4 protein-coding genes are annotated in these 5,405 nt (G+C 52.2%); 1 reads left to right on the top strand and 3 read right to left on the bottom strand.

Going from position 1 to position 5,405, the window contains the following annotated elements; all coding sequences use genetic code 11:
- Positions 1–564: 564 nt before the first annotated feature.
- Both BN348_RS04965 and rlmB read right to left on the bottom strand, forming a co-directional pair.
- Positions 565–3,033 (bottom strand): hypothetical protein, encoded by a 2,469-nt coding sequence (locus tag BN348_RS04965; protein WP_040196648.1) that lies wholly within the window; start codon positions 3,031–3,033, stop codon positions 565–567.
- Between the two features lie 70 nt (positions 3,034–3,103).
- A complete protein-coding gene (gene rlmB, locus BN348_RS04960; RefSeq protein ID WP_040196646.1) occupies positions 3,104–3,862 on the bottom strand; it encodes a 23S rRNA (guanosine(2251)-2'-O)-methyltransferase RlmB in 759 nt (252 codons plus the stop codon).
- A 435-nt stretch (positions 3,863–4,297) separates the two neighbouring features.
- Between rlmB and BN348_RS04950 the strand changes: the two genes are divergently transcribed.
- Positions 4,298–4,570: a hypothetical protein gene (locus BN348_RS04950; protein WP_040196644.1), complete on the top strand. Its 273-nt coding sequence runs from the start codon at positions 4,298–4,300 to the stop codon at positions 4,568–4,570.
- A gap of 523 nt (positions 4,571–5,093) precedes the next feature.
- On the opposite strand, the gene spoVG is transcribed toward BN348_RS04950, so the two are convergent.
- A partial coding sequence (spoVG, locus tag BN348_RS04945; RefSeq protein ID WP_320408664.1) for a septation regulator SpoVG occupies positions 5,094–5,405 on the bottom strand: 312 nt, incomplete at its 5' end.

The following is a 5,405-nucleotide window of genomic DNA, read 5'->3' as shown; positions in this document are numbered from 1 at the left end:
CCGTATTAGAAAGTAAGTTCATTTGTATATATGCGCTGCATTTTAGAGCCATTCTATCCTGAAAAGAACGATTCCCGCTATGGCGTGGTGGGGACAATGAGGCTAGACGAGAACTGTTCTTTGATGGAAGATAAAGCTGGCAGCGACAGAATGGAGAAACGGGGAAGCGCTGCGCAGAATGGTACCTCTGAGCCGAGCCATTGCGGGCACCCTGCCGTCATCTGGAAGCAGGAACTGCCCAATTCCGGAAAAGCTGCGTGATTGGGGGATTTTCAAGGGGGCGGCAGACCCCTTGAATGGCCTTTTCTGGTTACTCTTTTGGCCACGCAAAAGAGTAACTGCCACCTTGCCAAGGCGACTTGGCAATATAAAAGATAGCTGCTACACAGTGGTGCAGAACATCCTCCATACAGGCAAAGACCATGGCAAACGAGGACAGCGTTTTGTCTTGTCTATAACCATAGCGAACATAAACGCCGCATAGATACAGTATCTGTATCTATGCGGCGTTTAAAATTACAATTTACATATACAATTAGTAAATATGAATATATATTTTACTAATTATATCCTTTTTATGCGGCCGATGAGCAGAATGACAAGCGCAAAAAAGCCGTGGAACAGAAGCAGGCTGAGAACGGTTACCTGCCCGATTGCACCGGACATACTTAAAAATACGATCAGCACATAGCCGATGACGCTTGAAATCGTGCTGAGCACAGCCAAAAGCATCTCGCAGTTTTTGGCGTAGATACAGCTGATCAGGCTGCGCACGAACGCATATTTCGAACCGGTGTGCGCGATCATTCCTTTTAACCGTTTGCGCGGCTGCCGAAGCTGGCAGAGCTTTTCCTGTGTTTTGGACGGCGCCGTGCTGATGCCCTCCAGCTGCAGCTCGGTCAAGTCGGCCAACATCTGTGCGGACAGATTGCAGTCCCAGGTGTTGATGACAATCATAAAGCCCTTTTCTTCCAGTGTCTGCAGTGCGCGGACCACCTGCTTGGACGGATGATAACTGTATACAAGCATTGCCAACAGATCCCGGCCCTTGGCGATATACAGGACGCTGCGGCCGTTTTCCCGCATCCGCCGTTCCAGCTCCTGCGCGGGGGTTGGGATCGCGTTTGAATTCATCATCCTGCGGTTGCCGATCAGGATTTCTTTTCCGTCAATGTACCCGGAAACGCCCAGTCCCTCGCGGAACTGCAGCCCCTCCACCTGCTGCAGAAGCTTTTTGTTTCCGCGCAGGATATTCATAAACAGATGGGTCAAACCGTCGTTGCACTGTGAAAAGACGCTGGCGGCTCCGATCAGCGCCTCGTCGATGCGGCTTTCCTCAAACATCTTGACGCCGTGCAGGCACAGGCCGTCCGATTCAAACAGATCTCCCGCTTCAAATAGAACGGTGTTGGCTTCATACATCAGATCCATCGACAGCGTTCCCGAAGCAGCCGCTCCCATCCGGTTGAGCCTTTTCCCGGCGCGCCGCAGCGGAATCGCCGAGGCAAGTGTTGAGGTGAACGGCGCGGCGATACAGCACAAAGCTGTAAATACATTGATTGCAACCAGAATGTCTCCGCTGATAAAGGTCATCGCGATCAAAACGGCGATGCTTCCCACCAGGCAGCAGGGCGCCAGCAGCCGAAGGATTTTTTCCACGGTGTCGCGGGAGGTTGAAATCTCCATGAATCCGCTCAGGAAATCCGCCCTGATGTCGGTTACGACAACCGGCTCTTCCAGATTCAGGCCCTTGGTCAGCTGAACCGCAAGGCTTTTGTCCACAAGGACGCCGGCATATTTTTCTCCATCCCTGGAGATCACATCAAAATTGTCCTCCATCCGCCCAAGGTTCATCCATTTTCCCCAGATGCTGAACAGCAGTCCGATCAGCAAAAACGGGGCGAACAGATGGACACTGTGGAAATCCACCCGGTTTTGGAAGATCAGCAGCGTCACCTGCTGCACCACAACCGCGACGGCGGCCACCGACAGCAGGCTGTCGTGATTGGCCTTCAGGGTAAACAGGGAATCCAGCCCCTTCATCAGCAGCTCAAAGTTAAAGCCGGCACTGACGACCACCAGTCCCAGATAGACCGACAGATAAACAAGCGGCTGCAAAAACGGGTCCAGAAACGCCGGCATGGGAAGCAGGCTGTATGCGCCGCAGGTCAGATAGGAGATCAACAGTAGCAGTGCGCCGTTCGCAAACGCACGGATGGTCAGCTTCTTGAGCTGCTGCCTGAAAAAGCCGCGGATATGCGGCGCATCTTCATCCGTTTCATATTCCTGTGCGCAGATGTCCTCGTCGATGTCCTCCTCATCCATCCGCGGCGGTTCCTCATTGGAATCCTCGGATGGAATCTGAACGGTGAACTCTTTGATCTTCTCTTCCCGTTTTTCCCGCAGGGAAGGCGTTTCTTTGGACTGGTCGTCATCCGCAAACACACGGCTGTATTCCTCCAGATCAAACAGATCCTTCAGACTGACCTTTTTCTGCGTCTCATCCTGCGAAGAGCTTTCATCCCGCAAGGGCTGCTGTTCTGCCTGCGCATCCTGCATGGAATGCCTGTCCGCTTCCGCTTTGGCTGGGGAAACAGCGTCCAAACGGACCGTGCGTTCTTCTTCCCGCCGCATCCCTGCATGCGTTCGGTCCGCGTGCTCCTCCTGATAACGCTTGGCGGCGTCGATCCGGGCATCCAGCTCTTCCAGGATGTCCTTCCGGCCCGCATCTTCGGCCTCTGCCGGTATCGGAGCGTCCTTTTTCCGGCCGGATGGCTTTACCACATCGATTCGGTCCGTCTGCTCTTCCTTCCAGCTGAGCGACCCGGCCTTCGGCTTATCGCCCGCTCCAACTGGAGGATTGGGCTTTCTGGAAGCTTCGATGTCCGGCTCCTTCTGTTTGCCGGACCCTGTTTCTGCCGGACGCAGCTTTGCATCTTTATCATCAGGCTCCAGCGAGCCTTCGTTTTTTAACAGCTTCTGCTGTTTTTTGATCTGTTTTAAGATGTTTTCCACATCATATCGGTTTTTCATAAACCTTCCTCCCGTTCAGTCCATCACACATTGAAAGGGCGAAGCGTTTCTGTCTTGATGATGGCTATTCTCACTTCGCTTGGATGCCGTGCCGCTGGCGGGTGATTTCATACATCATAATCCCGCAGGCGACCGATGCGTTCAGGGAATTCACCTTTCCGCACATGGGCAGGGATACGATAAAATCACAGGTCTCCCTGACCAGCTTGCCAATGCCGTGGCCCTCCGAACCGATGACCAGCCCAACCGGGCCGCTGTAGTCCTGTTCACACCAGTTCTGGCCGTCCATATCCGCGCCGTACAGCCATACGCCCTGTTTTTTGAGTTGCTGCATCGTGGCGGTGATGTTGGATACCCGAACCACCGGCAGATGGGCGCAGGCGCCGGCCGAGGTTTTATAGACCGTTCCGGTCAGTCCGACGCTCCGGCGCTTCGGGATGATGATGCCATGCGCGCCGGCGGCTTCCGCCGTCCGGATGATGGCCCCCAGATTGTGCGGGTCTTCGATTTCGTCCGCGATGATCAGGAACGGGGCTTCCCCCTTCCGCTGCGCCAGCGCGAAGATGTCCTCCAACTCGGCATACGACGCCGCCGGAATCGAGGCGGCCACGCCCTGATGGTTTCCACCGGCGCACATCATGTCCAGCTTTGTCTGCGAGACCTCCTTGATGGGGACGCCGTTTTCCCGGGCCATCGCCAATATTTTCAGGACACTTCCCTTGATGTCCCCATTCTGCACAAAAATCTTTTCGATTTCTTTTCCGGATTTCAAAAGCTCCATGACCGCGTTCCGGCCGATGATGAAATCCTGACGCTCTGTTTTTTCCATAGCTTCTCCTTGTCTCATTCGTTTCATATGTCATCCATTATAACACAGTCGGCCGCAATTGTATATCATCTTTCGTGAAATTTGTCAATGTACAGAATATCCTGCAGTCTCAAAATGCTGCGGCTGTATCCATCAGCAGCGACAGGCCGTCGCTCCATTCAGCCGGCCTCATTTCGGTGCGGGTATCGTTCCTTCGGCCAGGCCGGCTGGCGCTGTTCAGCCGCTGAAAGACTGCGAGCGGCGTAAAGATACGCGCATTCTTGTCTTGCGGTTTTTTGTCTGTGCCTGAACGGATCCCATCCATATAACCGATATCTGAAGCTGTTTCATAAGATGATACGGCTGTTGTAACAGCACATCCGCACGCCAAAAAGGGCCTGATCCCCTGCATGCGGGATCAGGCCTTTTCCGATATGATCATTTGTGAAAGATTGGATGTGGAATCAGGATGATTATTCTGCGCTGCTGGAGGAACCGGCTGTCGACGTCTCGCTGCCTGTACCATTGGTCGAACTGCCGTCGCTGGTTCCACCGTTGCCGTTTGCAGTGCTGGACGTACCGCTTTCACTGGAAGCGGAGCTGCTGGTGGAGGAAGTACCGGCAGTGCTGCCGGTGGAAGAACTGCTGGAAGAACCGTCGCTGCAGCCGGCTAACAGTCCCATTGTGAGGACAAGTGCGAATAAAACGCCGAATATCTTTGTTTTTTGAAACTTTTTCAAGGTGATCTCTCCTAACATCATTGATTCATTTGGGCAGAGCGGAAATGGTAAGCTCTGTTTTTCCCTCTGCCGATGTTTACAGTATACCGGACGGTTGTGTTCGGAAAATCAGCGTGGTGTGATTGGAAGATCATTTTTAGGTGACAGAAATTTGTGGTAAATGTGATAACCGAAGGCCTATCGTCCAGGCAGACAGACCAATTTATGGTTTTCTGCACATTTCCATCATGCCCGGATTTAGCCATGATTATGCATGAAACAAACGAACATGCTCCATAAGAAGCTATATCCGTATAAAAAAACTCCGTTCTCCTTTGTAAAAAAGAGAACGGAGATGATACCCAACATGAAATTTGGCCACGGCGGCCGGAAACGAATCCTTATAAACATCCTGCATTGACCATCCCCGTGAAACCAGGGGATTTGCATGATACACTGCCCGATTGCCATAACTGAAATTTGGTGCGTTATGTTCAATGAAGGTATGTCTAAGTCACAGTGTCCCAGGAAAATTACACTTCCTGCGGAGGGACTTCCTCTTCGTACAGGGAAATGTCATGTTCTTCTATATATTGAAAATAGGTACCGAGAATCAGCTCTTCGAGCATATTGCGGGTTTCGACATTGATCGGATGCACAACATCCCTGAATCTGCCGTTTTCCTCGCGTCTGCTGGGCATTGCAATGAATACGCGTTCCGGTCCCTGAACTACTTTAATGTCATGAACAGCCAGCTGGTCGTCAATTGTGATCGAAACCAGGGCTTTCAGTTTTTTGTCCTGATAAATCCTTCTGATTTTGATATCTGTGATATTCACTTTAAA

Origin of the sequence: Candidatus Soleaferrea massiliensis AP7 (genome assembly GCF_000820765.1) — a bacterium.
Lineage (GTDB): Bacteria > Bacillota > Clostridia > Oscillospirales > Ruminococcaceae > Soleaferrea > Soleaferrea massiliensis.
Note: the sequence above shows the minus strand (reverse complement) of the source record. Positions and strands in the feature narration are given on the sequence as shown.